Source organism: Streptomyces sp. NPDC051987 (assembly GCF_040680735.1).
Taxonomy (GTDB): Bacteria; Actinomycetota; Actinomycetes; order Streptomycetales; family Streptomycetaceae; genus Streptomyces.
In genome coordinates, this window is the sequence record NZ_JBFAXI010000001.1 from 1 (window position 1) to 21,919 (window position 21,919).

Genomic DNA, 21,919 nt, shown 5'->3' on the forward strand with positions numbered 1-21,919 from the left:
GACCAGCTGGCGATGGACCACCTGCTGGTCGAGGCGCTCGAAGGCCATCCCGCGCGCGGCGGTCGCCTCCACGTCGAACTCCTCGAAGGCCGTACGGTCGGCCAGGAGCGCCTGGAGGCCGTCCGCTGCGGTCGGCTGGGCCAACTGGTCCAGGCGGGAGGCGCGCAGGGCCTCCTGGACCTCCGGGTCCGCGCGGAAGGCGGCCGCGCGCTCCTTGAGGATCAGGTAGTTGCGCATGCAGCCGGCGGCCGACGCCCACACGCCGTCGAGGTCCTCGGTCCGCGGCGGCTTGAAGTCGAAGTGCTTCGGCCCCGCGTAACCGGCGCTCTCCAGGAGGTCGACCAGCCAGAAGGCGGCGCGCAGGTCGCCGGCGCCGAAGCGCAGGTCCTGGTCGTACTTGATGCCGGACTGGCCGTTGAGGTCGATGTGGAAGAGCTTGCCCGCCCACAGGGCCTGCGCGATGCCGTGCGGGAAGTTCAGGCCGGCCATCTGCTCGTGGCCCACCTCGGGGTTGACGCCGTACAGCTCGGGGCGCTCCAGGCGCTCGATGAACGCGAGGGCGTGGCCGACGGTGGGGAGGAGGATGTCGCCGCGCGGCTCGTTCGGCTTGGGCTCGATGGCGAAGCGCAGGTCGTAGCCCTGGGAGGTGACGTACTCGCCGAGGAGGTCGAAGGCCTCCTTCATGCGGTCGAGGGCGACCCGGACGTCCTTGGCGGCGCCGGACTCGGCGCCCTCGCGGCCGCCCCAGGCGACGTACGTCTCGGCGCCCAGCTCGACGGCCAGGTCGATGTTGCGGATGGTCTTGCGCAGGGCGTACCGCCGCACCTCACGGTCGTTCGCGGTGAAGGCGCCGTCCTTGAAGACCGGGTGGGTGAAGAGGTTGGTGGTGGCCATCGGCACCTTCATGCCGGTGGCGTCCAGGGCCTGCCGGAAGCGCTTGATGTGCGACTCGCGTTCGGTGTCCGAGGACCCGAAGGGGATCAGGTCGTCGTCGTGGAACGTCACTCCGTGGGCGCCCAGTTCGGACAGGCGCTGGACCGTCTCGACGGGGTCGAGGGCGCGGCGGGTGGCGTCGCCGAACGGATCCCTTCCCTGCCAGCCGACGGTCCACAGGCCGAAGGTGAACCTGTCCTCGGGGGTGGGCTGGAAGCTCATGCCGCGGCTCCTTGCTCGGGGGCTGTACTCGATGACTGCGGTGGATGGCGGGCGGGCGACTGTCGTGCCGCCTATTTCGTCATCGCGGTTTACAAATTAGTATGCCAACGCGTCCCTGGGAAGGGTCACCCTGTCCCGGAAGGGCGAAAACCGGGTCGCGACACCCCGACGAACCGGAAAATCCGCAGGTCAGTCAGGCGCGAGCCGCGCAAAAAGGGAGAGCCCGATGTCAGCAGCCGAGGGTCCGCTCGTCGTCGGAGTGGACACGTCCACCCAGTCCACCAAGGCACTGGTCGTCGACGCCGCCACCGGCGAGGTCGTGGCGAGCGGCCAGGCACCGCACACCGTGACCACCGGGGCGGGCCGCGAGAGCGATCCCCGCCAGTGGTGGGACGCGCTGCGCGAGGCGCTGCGCCAGTGCGGGGACGCGGCGCACGAGGCGGCGGCCGTGTCGATCGGCGGCCAGCAGCACGGCCTGGTCACGCTGGACGAGCGCGGTGAGCCGGTGCGTCCGGCGCTGCTCTGGAACGACGTGCGGTCGGCGCCGCAGGCCCAGCGGCTGGTCGAGGAGCTGGGCGGGCCCAAGGCCTGGGCGGAGCGCACGGGCAGTGTGCCGGGCGCGTCGTTCACGGTCACCAAGTGGGCCTGGCTGGCGGAGCACGAGCCGGAGTCGGTCCGCGCCACCAGGGCCGTACGGCTCCCGCACGACTACCTCACCGAGCGCCTGACCGGGCAGGGCACCACCGACCGCGGCGACGCCTCCGGCACCGGCTGGTGGGCGTCGGCGACCGAGGCGTACGACGCGGAGACCCTCGCGCACGTGGGTCTCGACCCGGCGTTCCTGCCCCGGGTGGTCCGGCCCGGCGAGGTCGCCGGCACCGTGCGCGACAGCCACGACCTGCCGTTCTCCAAGGGCACCCTGGTGGCGCCGGGCACCGGCGACAACGCGGCGGCCGCGCTGGGACTCGGACTGCGCCCCGGCACCCCCGTGCTGAGCCTGGGCACCTCGGGCACGGTCTACGCCGTCTCCCGGCACCGCCCCGCCGACCCCACGGGCACGGTGGCGGGCTTCGCCGACGCGCACGGCGACTGGCTGCCGCTGGCCTGCACCCTGAACTGCACGCTCGCGGTCGACCGGGTCGCGGCCCTGCTCGGCCTGGACCGGGAGGCCGTCGAGCCCGGCGGCTCGGTCACCCTGCTGCCGTACCTGGACGGCGAGCGCACCCCGAACCTGCCGCACGCCTCGGGAGTGCTGCACGGCCTGCGCCACGACACCACGGCGGGCCAGCTCCTCCAGGCCGCCTACGACGGCGCCGTGCACGCCCTGCTGGGCGCCCTGGACCTGGTGCTCGACGAGGACGCGGACCGGACCACCCCGCTGCTGCTGATCGGCGGCGGCGCCCGCGGCCGGGCCTGGCAGGAGACGGTACGCCGGCTGTCGGGGCGACCGGTGCAGGTGCCCGAGGCGAAGGAGCTGGTCGCCCTCGGCGCCGCCGCGCAGGCGGCCGGGCTGCTGACCGGCGAGGACCCGGCCGCGGTGGCCAGGCGCTGGAACACCGCCGCGGGGCCCGTGCTGGACGCGGTGGAGCGGGACTCGGCGGCGCTGGCGAGGATCTCCGGGGTACTCTCCGACGCGGCCCCGTTGCTGGAGCGGGCGCCGGAGAACCGCTGATCAGCGCAGAGGACCGGCCAGAGGGTTGATGGAGGCATGACCGCACCGCTGCACGAGGCCCGCCCGACGGCGACCGGCCGTGCCCTGCCGGACACCCAGCAGGGCATGCGCCGGCGCAACCTCGCGCGCGTGATGCACGCGGTCAGCGCGGAGGGCTCGCTGTCCCGGGCCGCGGTCGCCTCCCGCATCGGTCTCACCAGAGCTGCCGTGTCGACCCTCGTCGACGAGCTGGTCCGCTGGGAACTGCTGGAGGAACTGGGGCCCGAGCGGCCCAGCCGGGTCGGGCGTCCCGGTTCCGCGCTCGCGGTGAGCGGGCACGGACCGGCCGGGGTGGGGGCGGAGGTCGGCGTCGACCACCTCGCCGTGTGCGTGGTGGACCTGCGCGGAGAGGTACGCGCGCGTGCCGTGCGGCACGGGCCGAACCGGGGCCGGGATCCGCGTCCGGTGCTGAGGGAGCTGACCGGGCTGGTGCGGCAGGTCGTGGCGGACGCGGAGCACGACGGCCTGTGGCCGGCCGGCCTCGCGGTCGCCGTCCCCGGCCTGGTGGCCCGCGACGCGCGCACGGTCGTCCACGCCCCCAACCTCGACTGGCGCGACACCGACCTGGGCGAGCTGCTGCCCGCAGACCTTGCGCTGACGGTCGACAACGAGGCCAACTTCGGCGCCCTGGCCGAACTGTGGCTCGGGGACTCCACACCGCGCGACTTCCTGCACGTGTCCGCGGAGATCGGCATCGGCGCCGCCGTCGTCGTGGACGGACAACTGCTGCGCGGCAAGCGCGGTTTCGCGGGCGAGCTGGGCCATGTGCCGGTCCGCCCCGACGGGCCGCGGTGCGCCTGCGGCGGCCGCGGCTGCCTGGAGCAGTACGCCGGTGAGGAGGCGGTGCTGCGCGCGGCCGGCCTCGCCTCCCGGCAGGACGCGGCGGGCCTGCTGGCGGAGCGGGCGGGCGCGGACGACGAGGGCGTACGACGCGCCCTGCACGACGCCGGGACCGCGCTGGGGATCGCCCTGACCGGCGCCGTCAACCTCCTCGACCCGGAGTCGGTGGTGCTGGGCGGTGCCCTGGCCGGGTTCGCCCCCTGGCTGCTGCCCGCACTTCAGGCCGAGCTGGCCGACCGCACCACGGGCCCCGCCTGCCCGGTCTCGGTCTCCCGCCTGGGCCCCGAGGGCCCCCTTCTGGGCGCGGCCCACTCGGTGATCCGGGCCGTCCTGGACGACCCGGCGACGGTGGCGGAGCGGGTCTGACGGAGGCGGCCCCCTCGGCACACGGGCACGTCGGCGCGTACCCGTACGCGTCCCGGGCGGTGAGGGCGCCGTCGGCCGACGGGTGCACACCGACGACACGAGTGCGGCCAGGCTCCGCACGGAGCGGCCGCTCGCGCGCGAGACTTGCCGCGCACTGCATGCGCGACCGCGCGCGACGGCGGCACCCCCGTGCCGCCGACCGCCCCTCGGCTCCCCCGTGCCGCGAGCACGCCGGCGAAAGGCACCCCTCCCATGGACCGGGCACGACCGCTCCCCAGCAGGCGACGGCTCCTGAAGAGCGCCGCCATCGCCGCGGTCCCGTACGCGCTGCTCCCCGCGGGCCGGGCCGACGCGCTCACCGGGGCCGTCGACTACCCGACGGCCGAGTGGCAGGCGGCGAGCGGCGACAACCGGACCGCGGCCCAGCGGCCCGACGAGTACCCGATCGACCGGGTGATCGTCCACGTCACGCAGCAGTCGTACGCCGGCACGCTGGCCACCTTCCAGAACCCGAGGGCGCGGGTGTCCGCGCACTACCTGGTGCGCTCGGCCGACGGGCATGTCGCGCAGTGCGTGCGGGAGACCGACATCGCCTGGCACGCGGGGAACTGGGACTTCAACACGCGGAGCATCGGCATCGAGCACGAGGGCTGGGTGGACAGGCCGGAGTACTTCACCGACGCCCTGTACACGGAGTCGGCGCGGCTGACGGCGTCGATCTGCGACCGCTACGGCATCCCGAAGGACCGGGACCACGTCATCGGCCACGTCGAGGTGCCGGGAACCGACCACACCGATCCGGGCAGGCACTGGGACTGGGTCCGCTACCTCAGACTGGTCGGTGCCTCCTCGCCGTGCGACGCACCGGTGGTTCGCGACGAGGCCGGTCGAAACGGTTGTCGGCGCGAACACCCCGCGTGACGATGTCCCCAGCCGCATCGCCGTCGGGAGGCCGAGTTGACCGATCCCTGGGTGGCCCTGGAGCCGGGGACCGACCCTGCCGAGCGCGTCCGGGCGCTGCGCCGGGCGCACGAGATGTTCACCACGGCGGGCACCGTGCCGCGCCCGGTGCGGTCCGTGGTGGCCGAGTCGTGGCGGCGTTCCGCGCGGGCCGGGGTGGGACCCGACTGCGCGGCACGCGTGGAGCTGACCGACGGCGACCTCGGGGCGTACCGGGCGGAGCATCCGCTGTCCCGGGTGATGCCGCTGTTCCGGGAGCTGATGGGCACGTTCGCGGCGGACGGCGAGCATCTGCTGGCGGTGTGCGACGCGGACGGCAGGCTGCTGTGGGTCGAGGGACATCCGGCGACCCGGCGCCGGGCGGACCGGATGAACTTCGTGCCGGGCGCGCGCTGGTCGGAGGCCGCGGTCGGGACCAACGCGCCGGGGACGGCGGTGGCCGTGGACCGGCCGGTGCAGGTGTTCGCCGCGGAGCACTTCGTCCGCCGGGTGCAGCCGTGGACGTGCGCGGCGGCGCCGGTGCACGACCCGCGCACCGGGCGGGTGCTGGGTGCTGTCGACATCACCGGCGGCGACCGGCTGGCGCATCCGCACAGCCTGGGCTTCGTGCAGGCGGTGGCGCGGGCCGCCGAGTCGCAGCTGGCGCTGCTCGATCCGCCGGTGCCCGCCGGCGAGGCGCCCACGCTGACGGCGCTCGGCCGGGACGAGGCCGAGCTGCGGCTGGCGGGCCGCCGGATCCGGCTGGGCCGCCGGCACAGCGAGCTGCTGGTGCTGCTGTCCCGCCACCCGGAGGGACTGACCGGCGACGAGCTGCTGTGCGCGCTGTACGAGGACGAGTCGGTGACGCCGGTGACGCTGCGGGCGGAACTGGTCCGGCTGCGCCGGCTGCTCGGGCCGGGACTGCTCGCCTCCCGGCCGTACCGGCTGACCGCGCCGGTCGAGTCGGACGTGACCGTGGTGGAGCGGCGGCTGGAGGCGGGGGCGGTCGCGGCGGCCGCGGGTGCGTACACCGGGCCCCTGCTGCCGGGCTCGCAGGCGCCCGCGGTGGTACGGCTCAGGCAGCGGCTGGCGGACGGGCTGCGGGCCGCGCTGATCGCGGGCCACGACCCGGACCTGCTGGCCCACTGGGCGCACGCGCCGTGGGGCGAGGACGACGTCGAGGTGTGGCGGGCGCTGGCGGCGGTGCGGCCGACCGCGATCGTACGGTCCCGGCTGGCGGCCCTGGAGGCGGAGTTCGCGATACCGGCGGGCTGAGCTGCGGCGCAACGTGGACGCAACGTCCGCCCGCCTAGCCTCCGCGCCGGGAGCTGCCCGACGGCGGGCAGCGCTTCTGCGAGGAGGCAGGCCACCATGACCCGTTACGCGGCGCCCGGCACCGAGGGCGCGATCGTCTCCTACCAGGCGCGCTACGACCACTTCATCGGGGGCGAGTACGTGCCGCCGGCCCGGGGGCAGTACTTCGAGAACCCGTCGCCGGTGAACGGGCTGCCGTTCACCGAGGTGGCGCGGGGCACCGCGGAGGACGTGGAGCGGGCGCTGGATGCGGCGCACGCGGCGGCGCCGGGCTGGGGGCGGACCTCGGTGACGGAGCGGTCCGACATCCTGCTGAAGATCGCCGATCGGATGGAGGCCTACCTCGAACCCCTCGCGGTCGCCGAGAGCTGGGAGAACGGCAAGCCGGTGCGCGAGACGCTGGCCGCCGACATCCCCCTGGCGATCGACCACTTCCGGTACTTCGCGGGGGCGATCCGCGCGCAGGAGGGGTCGCTGGGCGAGGTCGACGACGACACGGTGGCCTACCACTTCCACGAGCCGCTCGGTGTGGTCGCGCAGATCATCCCGTGGAACTTCCCCATCCTGATGGCCACCTGGAAGCTCGCCCCGGCCCTCGCCGCCGGCAACGCGGTGGTGATCAAGCCGGCCGAGCAGACCCCGGCCTCCATCCACTACTGGATGAGCCTGATCGCGGACCTGCTGCCGCCGGGTGTGGTGAACATCGTCAACGGGTTCGGGGTGGAGGCGGGCAAGCCGCTCGCGTCCAGCCCGCGGGTGGCGAAGGTGGCCTTCACCGGCGAGACCACCACGGGGCGGCTGATCATGCAGTACGCCTCGGAGAACATCAAGCCGGTCACGCTCGAACTGGGCGGCAAGTCCCCGAACATCTTCTTCGACGACGTCTGGGCGCATGACGACGACTTCCGTGACAAGGCCCTGGAGGGCTTCACGATGTTCGCGCTCAACCAGGGCGAGGTCTGCACCTGCCCGTCCCGGGCGCTCGTCCAGCGCGGCCAGTACGCGGAGTTCGTGGAGGCGGCGGTGGCCCGCACCCGTCTGATCAAGCCGGGTCACCCGCTCGACACCGACACGATGATCGGCGCCCAGGCCTCCAACGACCAGCTGGAGAAGATCCTCTCCTACCTGGACATCGGCCGGCAGGAGGGTGCGAAGATCCTCACCGGCGGCGAACGCATCGACTACGACGGGGAGTTGAAGGGCGGCTACTACGTCCAGCCGACCATCTTCGAGGGCGACAACCGGATGCGGATCTTCCAGGAGGAGATCTTCGGGCCGGTGGTCTCGGTGACGTCCTTCGACGACTTCGACGACGCGATCAAGATGGCCAACGACACCCTCTACGGTCTCGGCGCGGGTGTCTGGACCCGCGACATCAACACCGCGTACCGCGCGGGCCGGTCGATCCAGGCGGGCCGGGTGTGGACCAACTGCTACCACGCGTACCCGGCGCATGCCGCCTTCGGCGGCTACAAGCAGTCGGGAATCGGCCGCGAGACCCACAAGATGATGCTGGAGCACTACCAGCAGACGAAGAATCTCCTGGTGTCGTACTCGCCGAAGAGGCTGGGCTTCTTCTAGACACCTGCGAAAAGGCGCCTGACCCGCGTTTTCACCCGTCAGGCGCCTTGCGCGCCAACTCCCCGTTCCTCCCACGGCTGCACCCCTCCTGACCAGTGCTTCCGAACCAGTCACGGACCAAACCGCCGGTCTGGCCTGGCCTGGCCTGGCCTGCGAGAGCAACTGGCATACAGGGAGGGAAAGTTCACCGACCACCTCTAATGGATCCGGCACACCGGACGTCGTGCTCGCAGGCCTCGTGCTCCCCAGGTAGGGTTCTGCCCGGACGTTGATGATCTCATTGGCACGACGACATACCGTCACGTCTTCTCGGTGGTCGGCGTTCTGGGCTGGCTGTGGGGGCGTGTGATGACGTTCGGTGAGAAGTTGCGGGATCTGCGCCGGGCTTCAGGGCTGACACAGGAGGAGCTCGCCCAGGCCACCGGGCTGGCGGCCAGGTCGATCCGGGATCTGGAGCGGGGCCGCCGGAAGCGGCCGCAGCGCCGCACGCTGGAGCTGCTGGTGACGGCGCTGGGGCTGACCGACACCGACGCCGTCGCGCTGCTTGCCGCCGACCGTCCTGGTCGGCAGGGCGGTCCTCCGGCCGATGACGGCGCGACCGAATCAGGTCTGCTCGATCGTCGCCGTCAACTGGCGGTGCTTGACCGCGCGGCCGGTGAGGCCCGGGCCGGTCGGGGCGCGGTGGTGCTGGTACGGGCGGCCGCGGGGATGGGAAAGACATCCCTGGTGAACGCTTGGGCGGAGGCCGAGCAGCCGCGGGGGTTCAGGGTGGTGCGGGGCAGCGGGGCAGAGCTGGAACAGGACTTCGCCTTCGCGGTACTACGGCAGTTGGCCGAGCCGTTGCTGGCTCGAGCCGGTCGGGCCGGGCGGGAGCGGCTGCTCTCGGGTCCGGCGGAGTCGGCGTCGCACGCCCTGCGTGTGGCTGGACTCGGTGACGCCGGAGGCCTCTCGTCGGAGGCGTCTCAGGGCCTGCTGCACAGCCTGTACTGGCTGATGGTGCATGTCACGGACGACGGACCGATCGCTCTGGTGGTCGACGACGCGCACTGGGCGGACGGCCCGTCCGTACGGTGGCTGGAGTACCTGGCGCGACGTCTGCGCGGTCTGCCGTTGCTGTTGGTGCTGACGGCACGGCCGGACAGCGGGACCGGGGCCGAGCCGCTGCTGGAGCGGATCGCCGCCCAGCCGCACTGCATGCGGGTCGGGTTGCCGGCGCTGGGCGTCGACAGCGTGGCCTGGCTGGTGCGGGCGAGTCTGGGCCAGGACGCCGAACCTCGGTTCGTCGCTGCCTGCGCCGAGGCGACCCAGGGCAACCCCCTGCTGCTGCGCGAGCTGCTCCGCGCCCTTGCCGACAAGGGTGTCAGGCCTGTCGACGACCGAGCACGGCTGGTCGAGGAGTTCCGTGGCCGGATCCTGGCGGACACCGTGGTCAAGCGGCTGACCGGCGAGCCGGAGCCGACCCGGCGTCTGGCCGAGGCCCTGGTGGTGCTGGGAGACGGAACTGACTGGCATCTGGCAGCCGAACTGTCGGAGTTGGGCGAGGCACAGGCCCGTGAGCACGGGCGCCGGCTGCGGCGGATCGGTGTGCTGGCACCTGGTGAGCCGGCGCGGTTCGATCATCCCCTGGTCCGTGCTGCGATCGCCGAGACCGTCGGACCGGTGGAGCTGGCCACCGGACACGCGCGGGCGGCCGAACTGCTGCGGCGCGAGGGGGCGGCCGGTGATCTGGTGGCCGCCCACCTGCTGCTGGCTGAACCGAGCGGTGAGCCCTGGCGGGTCGACGTCCTGCGGCAGGCGGCACGGGCCACGCGTGGCCGAGGCGCCCCTGAGGTCACCGCGGCCTATCTGCGCCGTGCCCTGCGGGAGCCGATGTCCGGCAAAGAACGCGGCCCGCTGCTGCTGGAGTTGGGCGGCGACGAGTTGCAGCTCGATGTCGGTGCCGCGCGGCACCACCTGACGCAGGCGTCCGCGGTGTTGACGGACCCGTACTCCCGCGCTCAGGCGGCCTATCTGCTCGCCAACGCGCTGTTCCTCGGGCATGAGCACGCGGATGCCGTCGAGGTGCTCGCCCGCGCGGTGGAGGACCTGCGGCAGACCGACGACGGCACCGGGGCGGCCCGTGAGGTGTCATGGTTTCTGCAGGCCCAGATGCTCCTGATCGGCTATGACCAGCTGTCCACTCTCCCCGCGGCCCGGCAACTCGCAAGCCGGCTGCGGGGGCACAAGCTGGCCGGTGACACCCCGGGTGAGTGCGCGGTCCTGGCTGCGTTGGCCGCCTCGGCCGTCGCCGGGGACGCCAGCGCCGAGGTCGCCGACAGCCTTCTGGACCGGGCTCTGCGCGGCGGGTTGGCAGCCGTGGACCAGTCGCAGATGCTCGTGAGTCTGGCCGGGACGGTCTTCCTGACCACGGACCGCCTCGACGACGCGGCCGCCCGGTTCGAGCAGATCGCCGACGTCGGTGCACGGTGGGGCGTCTTCCTCATGGTGTCGACGGCGATGATATGGCAGCTCAGGGTCCACGCGCGCCGGGGCCGACAGCTGGGGCTCACGGCGGACTTCGGACATCCCGCCGTCACGGGCAGCGAGGGCCTGGAGCCGCGGGCACGGCTGGCGCTGATGGCCCAGGTGGGCGAATCGCTGATCGAGCGGGGCGACCTGGCCTCGGCCGCACGGCTGCTGGTGCCGGACGCCGACACCGACCGGGGCGGCTGGGTGTGGCAGGGACCGATGCTCCTCGCACGCAGCCGCGTGTACGCCGCGCGGGGCAATCGGGCCGCCGCCCTCACGGTCCTGCTGGAGTACGGTGCGCAGGAGAAGCGGACGCGGGTCACGAACCTGACCGGGGCGCCCTGGCGGTCGCGGGCGGCGCTGCTGCACCTGGCGCTGGGACAGCGGACCGACGCGCTTCAACTGGCCACCGAGGAACTGGAGCTGGCTCACCGCTGGGGCACCGAGCGGGTGATCGGCCTGGCGTCACGCTGCCTGGGAGTCGTCATGGGCGGCCCCGAAGGGGAGTCCCTCCTGCGCGATGCCGTCGCGGTACTGGAGCGGTCTCCGGCCCGCCTGGAACTGGCCCGGGCCCGGTACGAGCTGGGCGTCGCGCTGTCGCGCAGAGGAGAAACCCACCAGAGCGGCCAGGTTCTCACCCAGGCGATGGACCTCGCCGACGCCTGCGGCAGTCTCCTCCTGTCCGGCCGGATACGCCGGGCGCTGACCGAACTGGGCGTGCGCCCGAGAGCCGCACCGGCAGTCGCCCCGAGTCTGTCGCTGACCGAGCACCGGGTGCTGGAGCTGGTAGGCGCCGACTACAGCGATCGTCAGGTCGCCCAGGCCCTGCTGCTGACTCCGCAGGACGTCACCGGCCTGGTGGAGCGAGTGGGCCGCAAGCTGGGGGTGACCAGCCGGTCGGAACTGGTACGCCTGGCGGGAGCCGGCCACGCCCGGTAGGTACCGCGGGGCTCGAGAGCGGGCTTCCCGCCACACCCCCAGCCGGCGTGCCCAGGACCTGGATGTGACGGTCGCCGGGAAGCCTGGAACCGCATCCGCACGGCCGTGGACCGCATCCTGCTCGTGTACCGAGTGACCGATGCGTGAGCTGGACCAGATCAACCGTGACGGCGTCGACCATCCACGCCCGGGACCAGGACAGTTGAGATCGTCGGAGCCCAGGCCGGCTGCGCCGAGCCGGCATCCGGTGCACCAGACCTCCTTTCTCGCCCGGTGCCTCGGACTGCTGGACATACGTTCAATCCGAGTGATGTGGCAGCGGAACTCCCCTGACGGTGATCGAGCCGTTCAGTGACAGATCTTGGGAGAAGACATGGGACCACGCGACCATCAGGCTCCGCGCCGATGCCGGGACGGCCTGGTCCAGCGTCAGCGTGTTGGAGACGGTGCCGCCGGCCGGCACGTTGATCGGTGCGAGCGGGTGTGCCGTGTAGGAGTTGCCTTGACCATCGGTCGCGGTGAAGTTGGAAAAGATCGGCAGGGTCACCGATGCGGCGGCGCCGTCGTGCGCGCTGAACGTCAGACTGACGTTCCCGCCGGCGTTGACGACCTTGACGACGGTCACGGTCAGGGCGCCGTCGGCGGCGGACCACGCGCCGGTGGCCGTCGCGGCGGGGAGCGGTGTGGGGGCCGTCGTCCGGCTTCCGGTCCCGGAATCGGCCGGCTGGCCGAGCCCCTGGGCGATGGGCAGTGGTGTAGGCGGCTGGTCGTCGCTCTGCAACTCCCCGGCGATGCGCCCGCCCACGGAGGCGAAGCCGATCAGGAAGATGTTCAAGAAGACCAGGCCCGCCAGCATGGGCACGGTGCCCTGCTTGGCGCCGCGTTGGTCCACCACGCAGCGCATCGGGTTCCCCGCGCTGTAGCGGATCTTGACCGGATCGCCGGGGATCAGGAGTTTGTCGACCGCGCTGCGCATCGGTGAGGCGGTGATCAGCTCACCGGTCTGCGTGGTGAAGCGCACCACCGGGCGAATCGCGGTGGAGGTGGAGCTCAACCGCGTCGCCGTGTCGACGTGCTGGGTCACCGTGATGTTGATCCGCACGACCTCGCCGGTCGTGGGCACGCCGCTGTTCAGCAGCTGATTCCGGCGTGCCCACCACAAGAAGGCGCCGATATCGACGGCCAGCAGGCCGGCCAGCGGCAATAGCACGAATAGCAACCACATAACTAACTGCCCCTCAACGTCAATCCCTCGAATCGTCAGGAGTCTTACCCCGCGCCGAATCCCGGCGTCAAATTCGACCCTTCAGCCGTGGTCACCCATTGCTTTGCGCGTTCCGACCGAATTATGCACAAGGATCCGCAGTCTGATCGCGGTCGGTGGCGCGTGACCAGGAGCATGGGGTCCGCTCTCTCGGTTTGTTCCGGTAAAACTTCCGGTATTCCGTCCGGTTCTTCTTCCTGGTGTCCCTGGCCGGATCGATGTTTTGCTGTACGCGGTGACTCTGCTGCGTAATTCCGAGACTCCTCCGCCGCAAGGACCGCGACCTCGATGCCGAGGCGATCATTACGGTCTCCCCAGCCGGATTCTGCTGCACGGCCGATTTGAGTAGCAGAGTCGACGCCGGAGCCAAACCCCCTCACGCCCCCGCCGTAAACACCGATGGCCCCAGCCCGGATTGCCAAACGGGTCCCGAACCGCCGCCAAAGCGACACGCAGAACTTGACACTGAGGACGCCTGCGTCCAGTTCGACGCTTTCACCGCACAGCACCCGAATCAGAACCTGGCCACCCGGCCCGTCTGGGCCGGTACGCCGGCAGCTCCGGCGGTCACGGCCGACCGACCCGTCAGCCGTTCAAACGCCGATCATCGGCCCACACGAACGGGGCAACATGGCGCGGGATCGCCGGTTGGCCGGCGTCCGGGCTCAGCTTCGGGTTCTCGGGGATGTGACCCAGCCAGTGCTCCGACCCGACAAGTTCGCCGGTCCGGCGGGGTGTTGTGTCCGTGCCCGGATGTGACGTCGCTCCTCCGTCCTGATCTGAAGGCTGCAGTCCACTACATGCAAAGGGTTCGATGCAAAGAAATAGTTGCATCGCCTTCTTTGCAAGCCTATCTTTGTACGCATGGACGAGCCACAGGATCCGCAGGACCACAGCCTCGACGCGCGCTCGCTGCGCGGACTCGCACATCCACTCCGTATGCAGCTGCTGAGCGCCCTTCGGCGCGGCGGCCCTGCCACTGCCTCCCAACTGGCCGAAAAACTCGGCGAGTCCAGCGGCGCCACCAGTTACCACCTGCGTCAGCTCGCCGCGCACGGCTTCGTCGAGGACGTACCGGAGCAGGGCAAGGGGCGGGAGCGCTGGTGGAAGGCGGCCCACACGGGCGTGCGTTTCGACGAGGCACTGCTCAGGGACCGCAACCCCGAGGTGCGAGGGGCCGCGGACCTGTTCCTGCACGAGGTTGCGAACCAGCACACCAGGGATCTGGCGACCTGGCTCGGCACCCGAGAAGACTGGTCCGAGGCGTGGAACCGCTCGTCGGACATGAGCGACTGGACCCTGAGCCTGACGCCCGAGCTCGCCTTGGAACTGGTCGAAAAGATGCACGCCCTCGTGGAGAGCTACCGCGCAGTGGCCCCCGAAGCCGGCACCCCGGACACCGAGCAGGTGCGCATCCACACGCACGTCCTCCCTATCCGCACGGACCGAGAGGCCAACTGATGCACCCCGAGGCCCAGCTTGCCCTGCACCACGCCCGCGCCGCCGAACTCCGCGCCGAGGCTGACGCGTACCGTCTCGCTGCCGTGGCCCGGCACCACCGGGACCTTCGGGCCCGTTTGGGCTGGGTCCTCGTGGAGGTCGGCCTGCGGCTGACCGCCGCCACGAAGACGGCACCTGCTGTTCCCTCTATGCGGTGAAGCAGCGGACCCAGAGGTTTCAGGCGGCGGCGAAGGAGCGTCCACCCCAGCGGAGGCCCTGCTCACTGCGCCATCGGGCCGGAACGTCGGCTCAGCCTCACCGTGGCCGTCACGATGCCCGGCCCGCGCTCCGCACCCGACGCGGAGACGTTCGAGTCGGCGGTCCGTCCGGCCGGGCGGCATCATGAGGGCCGTAGGCCGTGGTCCGACCTCATGCGACGACGAGACCATGGAAGGTGAAGGGAAGCAGAACAGTGAGAGGGCGACGAGGGTGACGGCGACAACCAGCGACATCGACAAGGCGGCCGGGGTGCTGCGCGCCGGCGGCCTGGTGGCCCTGCCCACCGAGACCGTCTACGGTCTGGGCGCCAACGCCGAGGATCCCGCCGCCGTCTCGCGCATCTTCCAGGCCAAGGGGCGTCCGCCCTCCCACCCCCTGATCGTCCACATCGGCGGTGCGGAGCACCTGGACGACTGGGTCCAGGACGTCCCCGCGACGGCCCGCCTGCTGGCCGAGCACTTCTGGCCGGGGCCGCTCACGCTGGTCCTGCGGCGCGGTCCCCGGGTGCCCCTCGAAGCGACCGGTGGCCTTGAGACGGTGGCCGTGCGCGTGCCCGACCACCCGGTCGCACTCGCTCTGCTGGCAGCCTTCGGCGGCGGCGTCACGGCCCCGTCCGCCAACCGCTTCGGCTCGGTGAGCCCCACGACCGCGGACGACGTCCGTGCCGAGCTCGGTGACGCCGTCGACTTCGTGCTGGACGGCGGCCCCTGCGAGGTCGGCGTCGAGTCCACCATCGTCGACGCCACCAGCGACCTCCCGACCGTCCTGCGGCCCGGCGGTGTGACACGCGAGGACCTCGAAGCGGTGCTGGGGCACCCGCTCGCTGTCCCCGCGACCAGCACGGTCCGGGTGCCGGGCCAGCATCCGTCCCACTACGCGCCGCGCGCGCGGGTCGTCCTGGTCGAGCCCGAGAAGCTCGTCATCGAAGCGGAGGCGGCGCAGAAGCTGGGGCAGCAGGTCGGCGTCCTCCTTTCCCCGCCCTTCGCCGGCACCCCGGTGAAGGCGCACGCCGTGGTGGAGGTCCCCGCGTCCCTGGCCGGCTACGCGCGCGGGCTGTACGGGTTCCTGCGCGCACTCGACCAGCGGGGCTGCGACCTCATCGTGGCCTCCTTGCCGGTGGAGGAGGGGCTGGGACTGGCGATCGCCAACCGGCTGCGCCGCGCCGCGGGGCCCCGGTCCATCGTGTGACCAGCACCGACGGCGGACCTCCGCGTCACCGGACGTGATTGCTCCGCTCCTGTGGGCACAACGCCCTCGTGCGGCTGCTTCACATGCCCTGCCCCGCCCACCTCGTTCCGGACGCCACCGGCACGACGCCTACGCGAGCCCGATGTTCTTCATGACGCACGGCGTGCGGAGCGAAGACCGAGCCCGCGAAGCAGCGGCAGCGCTCCACGCCGTCCTGTACGGAGACCCGGGGCTCCTGACCTGTGCCGTGCCTGCCGTCTCTTGACCGCCGACCGCCGCAGGTCACGCCGAGGGGCCGCGACCGCGGCGGTCAGGACGCCCTGGGCACAGCCGCGTCCAGCCCGTGAGAGGCGACGAGTTGCGCACTGCCGTCGGCCAGGCGGTAGCGCAGGCCCACCACGGCGCTCTGGCCGGCGGCGACCTTGTCGGCGAGCACCCGGGAGCGGTCCAGCAGCAGGTCGGCGGTGTGCCTTATGTGCTCGGCGAGGATCTCCTCCGGCTCCACCCGCCCGGCGGCCCGGGCGGCCAGCACGCTGGGGGTCACCCGCTCGACGACGTCCCGGACGTACCCGGTCGGCCTCATGCCGTCCTCCAGCGCGGCGCACGCCGCGCCGACCGCGCCGCACGAGTCGTGCCCGAGGATCACGACCAACGGGCAGCCCAGCACCTCCACGCCGAACTCGATGCTGCCCAGCACTTCCGGGCCCACGACGTGGCCCGCGGTGCGCACCACGAACAGGTCGCCCAGACCCCGGTCGAAGATGATCTCGGCGGCCAGCCGGGAGTCGGAGCACCCGAACAGCACGGCGAAAGGCTGCTGGGACGGCGCGATCTCGGCGCGGCGAGTGGCGTCCTGGTTCGGGTGCTCGGGGATGCCGGCGACGAAGCGCTGGTTACCGGCCAGCAGCAGCTCGAAGGCGTCGCGGGGCGTCGGAGTCTCGATCTCGCTCATGGGCCGCAGCCTAGAACCCTGCAGCAGTCGTCGCACGGCCTGGTCCCGTCGGCGCTCACCGGATCGGGCCACTCCGACGGCTTGGGCAGTACCCCGAGGCGCCCGGCAAGGACGGTCTCGATGCGGAACCTCAGCCCGCGGCGCAGCTGCCCCGCCCCGTACGGCCACCGGTCCACAACACTCCGCTCGTCGTCCATACCAGCCCAACGAGCGGGGCGCTGCCCGCGCTGTCGGCCGAACGAGGGCGGACCGCCCGCGATCACTTGCCGTCCCCTGCGTTCCGGCCCTGCGCCGGCAGCTGGGTCACGACGTCCTTCGTCCCGTTCCTGGGTCTGGCTCAGCGAGCGCGTCGGCCGTCTCCTCGCTCGCGCGGTCGAGGGTGCCGGGGCCGGGCACCGGTACGCGCTCACCCCCGCGGGACGACAGCCACCGGGCAGTGCGCGTGCTGCAGAACGGCGTGCGTGACCGGGCCCAGGGAACGGCCAAGGTGGTGCCGGGGCCTGCGTGCGCCCAGTACGACGAGATCCGCGTTCAGGGACGCCTCGACCAGTGCACCGGCCGTCGAGGGGACTTTCACGACCTCTTCGGTCACCTCAAGGTCCGGGAACTCGGCCTGGACGGAGCCGAGCACGCGTGTGCTCGCCGCGGCCTTCGCCTCCACGTCACCCCGCACCGTGTCGGCCGTGGGCGCCTCGCTCCCGGCGTACCGGATGCGGGTCCACGCACTCAGCAGACGCAAGGACGCCTTCCGCCGCCTGGCCGTCTCCCCGGCGAAGCGCACCGCTCCGCGGTCCCCCTCGTCCCGTACTCCCACCACGACCGCTCCGCTCGACGGCCGTTCCGTGCCACGCACGACGACCACCGGGCATCTCGCCGGGCCGGCCCGCGTCAGCGCGACCGAGCCCAGCAGCATCGCGGAGAGACCACCCATTCCCTGTGAACCGACGACGATCGTCACTGCGGTATCCGTGTCATGCGGCACTGCCGATGCGGCCTGCAGCAGGCTGTCCACCACGGGTTCCCGGCCGACCTCCGTGGTGACCGTCAGGCCGGTCGCGCGCTCGGAGGCCGCGGCCTCCGCCTCGGCCAGCAGGGAGTGGGCCGCCTCGCGGACCCGCCGGGCGGTTTCGTCGGACAGGTGTTCCGCCAGATCGAGGTCGACGGCGCACAGGATGTGCAGGGGCTGATGCCGGAGAGCGGCCTCCTGTGCTGCCCACAGCACGGCACGTGCGGCTCCGGCCGAGCCGTCCGCCCCCACCACCACCGGTCCCTCAGCCAGACCCGGCCGGTCCTTCCCGGCACCGAGCAGCACCCGCAGCAGCCCCGGCCGGGCGAGCGGAGGCGTCACAGCGGCAGGCCCGGGTCGGTGTACCGCAGCAGCGCCCCTGTCCCGTTCTCCAGCCGCGACTCCTCCCGTGGCACGACCTCCCGCTTCCGCCGGGCCGCAGGACCACTCCGGTGTCGCCGCGTTTCCGGTGCGCCCCCACTGCTCGGCCACCTCTGCAGTTCCGCCAGGGCCAGATGGCCGTGGCTCGCGAAGACGGCCCTGATCGCCGCCTCCGGATCGCGGACGTCACGCGAGGTGTCCGGACAGGCGCAGGCACGGGGGCCTGGTCGTGCGTACACCGGATCGAGAAAGGTCAGTTCCACGGTCGCTCCTCGTCACGGTGACCGGCCGAGCCATCCCGAACCGCCGTCCTTGCCCAGCCCCCGCCACCACGTGGGTGACACCCGCACACCCGCCTCCGCTACTTCCAGTAGACCCCCCGGCCACCGGCTTCGCGCGCCGGACGGTGCACCGCCGACTCGCAGGTAGCAGAGCATGCGGAGCGCGGATCGAATGCGCAGGGCACTGCGCGGGGCAGCCGGCCCGGGATGCCGTGCGTCGTACCGGGACCGGTCAGTCGATATCGGTGGTGGCGAGCTTGGCGTAGACGTCAGGCCTGATGCGGCGGACGCGGAGGGCGTAGAGCGCACCGGCCAGGAACAGGACAGGGGTGAGCGCGGCGAGCGTCCAGTTCACGACCGGCCCGGCGCCGGTGAACAGGTCCAGACGCTTGCAGACCAGCCCCGTGGTCACGGTGAGGAGAACGCCCGCGGCGACGGGTGCGACCAGGGTGCGCAGGACTCCCTCGCCCCGTGTGGCCGGGTTACGGCGGAAGAAGGCAACCACGGCGAAGGCCGCGAGGGCCTGCAGGACCAGGATGCCGACCACGCCGGGGGTGTTCACCCAGAGGAAGAACTGGTTGTAGGGGTGGACGCCGATCCCGGCGAAGACAGCGACGACCACGACGGCCAGGGCACTCTGGACGATGCCGGCGATCCACGGCGAGCCGTGGCGCGGGTGGACCCGGCCCAGGGCGGCGGGGGCGACCCGTTCGACGGACAGCGCGTAGGCGTAGCGGGTGATGGCGTTGTGGAAGGAGAGCAGCGCGGCCAGCAGACTGGTGACGATCAGGACACGCTGGATGTCGGTGGCCCAGCCGCCGACGTAGCGGGTCATCGCCGTGAAGAACATCTCGGCCGGGTTCTGCGCCGCTGCCGCCACGACCTGGTCGCTGCCGAAGGCCTGGACGATCACCCAGGCGACGAAGGTGTAGAAGAGGCCGAGGAAGCCCACGGCCAGGTAGGTCGCGCGGGGCACGGTCCGGTCGGGGTCGCGCGCTTCCTCGCGGTAGATGGCGGTGGCCTCGAAACCGATGAAGGCGGCGACGGCCAGACCCAGCGGACCGCTCATCTTCGAGGTGAAGACGTTCGAGGGGGCGAAGGAGTCCACGGCCAGCCCGCTCGCCCCGCCCTTGATCAGGACGGCGCAGGCGAGCAGGAGCAGGATCGCGGTCTCGGCGATGAGGAGGGCGGCCAGGACCTTGGCGCCGAAGTTGATCGAGCGGAAGCCGAGGAACCACACGACCGCGATCCCCGCGAAGGCGTACACCGGCCAGGGCAGGTCGACGCCGAGGAGGTCGTTCATGGTGGCGGCGGAGAAGAACCCGAAGGCTCCGAACACGCCGATCTGCAGGGCGTTGTAGGAGAACAGAGCGACCAGCGCCGCGCCGAGCCCGGCCGGGCGGCCGAGGCCACGGGCGATGTACGAGTAGAACGCTCCCGCGTTGCGGATGTACGGCGTCATCGCGGTGAAACCGACCGCGAACAAGCACAGCAGCACGCCGACGCCCACATAGGCGGCCGGGGCGCCGATGCCGCCGAAGAGGATGGCGAGGGGGGCGACGCCCGCCATCACGGTGAGCGGGGCGGCCGCGGCGGCGACGAAGAAGACGATGTCGGCGACACCGAGGGTGCCCCGCTGGAGATGAGGGCTGTTCTCCGGCCCCGCGGGCTGCGGGGACGGGGGTTGCTCGGCTGCGGTGGGGACGGTGGGCTCGGTCATGGAGGTCTCCGCGTGATGCGTGTGATCGAGGGAGGGAGCGTGGTGTCCCGGACACGCGGGCCGGTCGTGGCGACGACGGACGTCTACCGTCTCCCGGCCGGAACGTGTGCGGAAGCGTCGGCTTCGTGGGTACGCCGACCGGCGAGCCAGGTGCCCGGGACGGGCAGGCCCGCGAGAGCAGCGGGTGCGGTCTCGACCGGGTCGGCGGCGAGATGCACCAGGTCGGCGCGCATGCCGGGGCGCAGGACGCCCCATTTCTTCTCCTCGAACGCCTGGTGGGCGCATCCCGCGGAGTAGGCGGTCAGAGCGTCGGCGACGTCCTCGACGTTTCCGCGGTCCCGGACCGGGACCCCGTGCAGCGCCGGTCCGCCCGTCACCGGACGGACATGGCTGTCACCGAACGCCGGGAGCAGTGCGCCGCCCGCCAGGTCGACAACGGTGGTGAGGGGACCGCGAGCGGCCAGGGCAGCCGTCCCCAGGGCACTGATCCGGCCGCCCGCGACAGCGAGGGCGTCGTGCACAGGAGCGCCGGTGAGCGCCGTCCGGACGGTCCCACCGGTGAAGAGGATGTCGGCATGCATGGAGGTGACGGTGCCCTTCTCGCATCCGGCCGCCTAACTGAAAGGCATTCGGTTTCGGGTAATATAGGCGCCGACCGGGCCGACCGGAAGAGTTTTACTGAATGCCATTCTGTTACGTCTCGGTTACGGCGCCGCGCTGAACACTCCTGCGGGCCCGGCGCCTCGACACCACGGCAAGGAGTCACATTGGGACGGCCACGCACCCCTCTGCTCGATCGTCGGCGCATCGGTGCCGCGGCACTGAGACTGGCCGACGAGCAGGGCACGCTGACCATCCCCGCGCTGGCCAGGTCGCTGGGCGTAGCACCCTCCGCGCTCTACCACCACGTGTCCGGCCGGGACGAGATCATCTCCCTCATGCGCGAGGAACTCGTGCTGGCGACCGGCGGCGACAAGGACTGGCAGCAGCCATGGGAGCAGGGCCTGGAGGACTGGGCCCGCACCTACCTGTCCGCCTTCGCCGCCCACCCCGGAGCGGTCCCCCTTCTCGCCACCGCGCCGCTCGGCGAACCCTTCATGCACACGATGTACGAGAAGGTCGCCGAACTCCTCGTCACAGGCGGCTTCGCCACGGACCAGGTCCTGCCGGTGATCACCGCCCTGGAGAGTTTCGTCCTGGGCTCAGCACTCGACCTGGTGGCGCCTTCCGTGATGCTCTCGGCCGTCGCCCGCGACAGCGCCCCCCACCTCAGCGCCGCCCTGGACCACACGCCCGCCGACACCAGCCGAGCTGCGCAGGCCTTCGACATCGGCCTGCGCGCCCTGCTCACCGGCTTCCGTGACCTTCTCGACCACTGATCCGCGTTCCGCGCCCTGCCCGGACGAGGCGTTCGTCGGGGATGACCGCTACTCCGAGGATCTCGATCAGGGCCTCGGGCTGCCACAGGCCCGTGGTGCCGATGCCGGCCATCGCGGGATAGACCGGCCCCGCGAGCTCGCGCCACACCTCCCCGATCTCCCGGCCGTGCGCCTGGTAGTCGGGGATGTCGGTCAGATAGAGCGTGATGCTCACCAGGTCATGCGGGACGCCACCGGCCTCCTTCAGCGTGGCGAGGACGTTGCCGAACGCCTGCCTGAACTGCTCGACGATGCCACCAGGGACGATCTTCATGTTCTTGTCGAGAGCGGTCTGGCCGCCGAGGTAGAGCGTGTTGCCGCTGAGCGTTCCGTGCGAGTAGCCGCTGGGCCGGGGAAGAGACGCTGGATTGACCGGTACGGGGGCCGAGTTGGGCGCCATGGAGAGCTCCTGCGGGGGCGTGGCCGGGGGCTGTGCCGGGGCTGTGCTGTCTGGCGCCACACCGTAGCATCCATTGACAGAGATCTGACGGTCGCAGGAATAATGAAATATACGAGGGGTGCGCGGCGCCGAGGAGAGGGAGGAAGCCATGCGTCTTTCGACCGTCGGCCACGCCGCCTGCGACCTCGTGGAGTCCGGGATCCCCGGTACCGGCACGCCGCGCGACACCGTGCGCCG

17 protein-coding genes are annotated in these 21,919 nt (G+C 72.0%); 10 read left to right on the plus strand and 7 right to left on the minus strand.

Features of this window, described 5'->3' with window-relative positions:
- A partial coding sequence (gene xylA, locus AB0M11_RS00005; protein WP_365699553.1) for a xylose isomerase occupies positions 1-1,155 on the minus strand: 1,155 nt, incomplete at its 3' end.
- 226 nt (positions 1,156-1,381) lie between these two features.
- Between xylA and xylB the strand changes: the two genes are divergently transcribed.
- The 6 genes from xylB (at position 1,382) to AB0M11_RS00035 (ending at position 11,353) form a co-directional block, all read left to right on the plus strand.
- Entirely contained in the window at positions 1,382-2,827 is a 1,446-nt protein-coding gene (xylB, locus tag AB0M11_RS00010; RefSeq protein ID WP_365699555.1) for a xylulokinase, read from the plus strand.
- 36 nt (positions 2,828-2,863) lie between these two features.
- Positions 2,864-4,072 (plus strand): ROK family transcriptional regulator, encoded by a 1,209-nt coding sequence (locus tag AB0M11_RS00015; RefSeq protein ID WP_365699557.1) that lies wholly within the window; start codon positions 2,864-2,866, stop codon positions 4,070-4,072.
- Positions 4,073-4,324: 252 nt separating this feature from the next.
- Entirely contained in the window at positions 4,325-4,993 is a 669-nt protein-coding gene (locus AB0M11_RS00020; RefSeq protein ID WP_365699559.1) for a peptidoglycan recognition family protein, read from the plus strand.
- Between the two features lie 36 nt (positions 4,994-5,029).
- Positions 5,030-6,286, plus strand: a complete 1,257-nt coding sequence (locus AB0M11_RS00025; protein ID WP_365699561.1) for a GAF domain-containing protein — start codon at positions 5,030-5,032, stop codon at positions 6,284-6,286.
- A 96-nt stretch (positions 6,287-6,382) separates the two neighbouring features.
- Positions 6,383-7,906, plus strand: a complete 1,524-nt coding sequence (locus AB0M11_RS00030) for an aldehyde dehydrogenase family protein (RefSeq protein WP_365699563.1) — start codon at positions 6,383-6,385, stop codon at positions 7,904-7,906.
- Positions 7,907-8,254: 348 nt separating this feature from the next.
- Positions 8,255-11,353 carry an AAA family ATPase gene (locus tag AB0M11_RS00035; RefSeq protein ID WP_365699565.1) on the plus strand — a complete coding sequence of 1,033 codons (3,099 nt, stop codon included), beginning with the start codon at positions 8,255-8,257 and terminating at the stop codon, positions 11,351-11,353.
- Positions 11,354-11,651: 298 nt separating this feature from the next.
- Here the strand turns inward: AB0M11_RS00035 and AB0M11_RS00040 are convergent, their stop codons facing one another.
- The gene (locus AB0M11_RS00040) at positions 11,652-12,578 is read right to left on the minus strand and encodes a DUF3592 domain-containing protein (protein WP_365699567.1); all 927 of its coding nucleotides are present in this window, start codon (positions 12,576-12,578) and stop codon (positions 11,652-11,654) included.
- Positions 12,579-13,481: 903 nt separating this feature from the next.
- Here AB0M11_RS00040 and AB0M11_RS00045 point away from each other — a divergent pair.
- The 3 genes from AB0M11_RS00045 (at position 13,482) to AB0M11_RS00055 (ending at position 15,524) form a co-directional block, all read left to right on the plus strand.
- Positions 13,482-14,078 carry a helix-turn-helix domain-containing protein gene (locus AB0M11_RS00045; protein WP_365699569.1) on the plus strand — a complete coding sequence of 199 codons (597 nt, stop codon included), beginning with the start codon at positions 13,482-13,484 and terminating at the stop codon, positions 14,076-14,078.
- Positions 14,078-14,275: a hypothetical protein gene (locus AB0M11_RS00050; protein WP_365699571.1), complete on the plus strand. Its 198-nt coding sequence runs from the start codon at positions 14,078-14,080 to the stop codon at positions 14,273-14,275. The genes AB0M11_RS00045 and AB0M11_RS00050 overlap by 1 nt, the downstream gene beginning before the upstream one ends.
- Before the next feature lie 271 nt (positions 14,276-14,546).
- Positions 14,547-15,524, plus strand: coding sequence for an L-threonylcarbamoyladenylate synthase (locus tag AB0M11_RS00055; RefSeq protein ID WP_365699573.1), 978 nt, complete (start codon positions 14,547-14,549; stop codon positions 15,522-15,524).
- 310 nt (positions 15,525-15,834) lie between these two features.
- Here the strand turns inward: AB0M11_RS00055 and AB0M11_RS00060 are convergent, their stop codons facing one another.
- The 4 genes from AB0M11_RS00060 to AB0M11_RS00075 all read right to left on the minus strand — a co-directional run bounded on the left by AB0M11_RS00060 (position 15,835) and on the right by AB0M11_RS00075 (position 20,445).
- Positions 15,835-16,476 (minus strand): carbonic anhydrase, encoded by a 642-nt coding sequence (locus AB0M11_RS00060; RefSeq protein ID WP_365699575.1) that lies wholly within the window; start codon positions 16,474-16,476, stop codon positions 15,835-15,837.
- A gap of 406 nt (positions 16,477-16,882) precedes the next feature.
- Positions 16,883-17,824 carry a universal stress protein gene (locus tag AB0M11_RS00065; RefSeq protein WP_365699577.1) on the minus strand — a complete coding sequence of 314 codons (942 nt, stop codon included), beginning with the start codon at positions 17,822-17,824 and terminating at the stop codon, positions 16,883-16,885.
- 552 nt (positions 17,825-18,376) lie between these two features.
- Complete coding sequence (locus AB0M11_RS00070; RefSeq protein WP_365699579.1) at positions 18,377-19,864, minus strand: APC family permease; 1,488 nt, start codon at positions 19,862-19,864, stop codon at positions 18,377-18,379.
- Between the two features lie 83 nt (positions 19,865-19,947).
- Entirely contained in the window at positions 19,948-20,445 is a 498-nt protein-coding gene (locus tag AB0M11_RS00075) for an amidohydrolase family protein (protein WP_365699581.1), read from the minus strand.
- Between the two features lie 186 nt (positions 20,446-20,631).
- On the opposite strand from AB0M11_RS00075, the gene AB0M11_RS00080 reads away from it, so the two are divergent.
- Positions 20,632-21,243 carry a TetR/AcrR family transcriptional regulator C-terminal domain-containing protein gene (locus AB0M11_RS00080; RefSeq protein WP_365699583.1) on the plus strand — a complete coding sequence of 204 codons (612 nt, stop codon included), beginning with the start codon at positions 20,632-20,634 and terminating at the stop codon, positions 21,241-21,243.
- Here the strand turns inward: AB0M11_RS00080 and AB0M11_RS00085 are convergent.
- Positions 21,212-21,682, minus strand: coding sequence for a RidA family protein (locus tag AB0M11_RS00085; RefSeq protein WP_365699585.1), 471 nt, complete (start codon positions 21,680-21,682; stop codon positions 21,212-21,214). The genes AB0M11_RS00080 and AB0M11_RS00085 overlap by 32 nt on opposite strands.
- Between the last annotated feature and the right edge of the window lie 237 nt (positions 21,683-21,919).